This window comes from Candidatus Accumulibacter vicinus (genome assembly GCF_000584955.1).
GTDB lineage: Bacteria > Pseudomonadota > Gammaproteobacteria > Burkholderiales > Rhodocyclaceae > Accumulibacter > Accumulibacter vicinus.
In genome coordinates, this window is sequence record NZ_JDSS02000001.1 from 6,528 (window position 1) to 7,168 (window position 641).

Below are 641 nucleotides of genomic sequence, written 5' to 3' on the forward strand. Positions count from 1 at the left end.
GGTGTCGTTGCCTTCGCCACCGTCGAGGGTGTCGTCGCCCATGGCGGCTTCCGGGGTGTTGCTGCTGTCGCCGTAGAGTGCGTCGTCGCCGGCGCCACCGATCAGCATGTCGGCGCCACCACCGCCTTGCAGTTGGTCGTCGCCGGCGCCGCCGTCGAGGGTGTCGTCGCCTTGTTGCTCGGCGGGCGCGCTGCCGTCGTCGCCGTAGAGCGTGTCGTTGCCTTCGCCGCCGAAGAGGGTGTCGGCACCACCACCGCCGTACAATGTGTCGTCGCCGTCTTCGCCGTCGAGATAGTCGTCGCCGAGCGCTTCCGCGGGGGTGTCGCTGTTGTCGCCAGCCAGCAGGTCGGCACCGGCGCCACCGTAGAGTTGGTCGGCACCCCCCATCCCGTACAGACTGTCGTCGCCGTCTTCGCCGTCCAGATAGTCGTCGCCTTGCTTGTCGGATGCCGTTTGGCTGTCGTCGCCGAACAGCGTGTCGTTGCCGGCACCGCCGTAGAGAACGTCGGCCAGGGCGCCGCCAGCGAGTTGGTCGTCGCCATCTTCGCCATCGAGGTAGTCCGCGCCGGCGTTCTCGTCGCCACTGTCGGCGGTCAGGGTGTCGTTGCCGGCGCCGCCGTAGAGGACATCCGATCCACCCA

1 protein-coding gene is annotated in these 641 nt (G+C 68.8%); it reads right to left on the reverse strand.

Going from position 1 to position 641, the window contains the following annotated elements:
- The coding region (locus CAPSK01_RS00035; protein WP_273702773.1) for a calcium-binding protein at window positions 1-641 on the reverse strand (641 nt) is incomplete at both ends.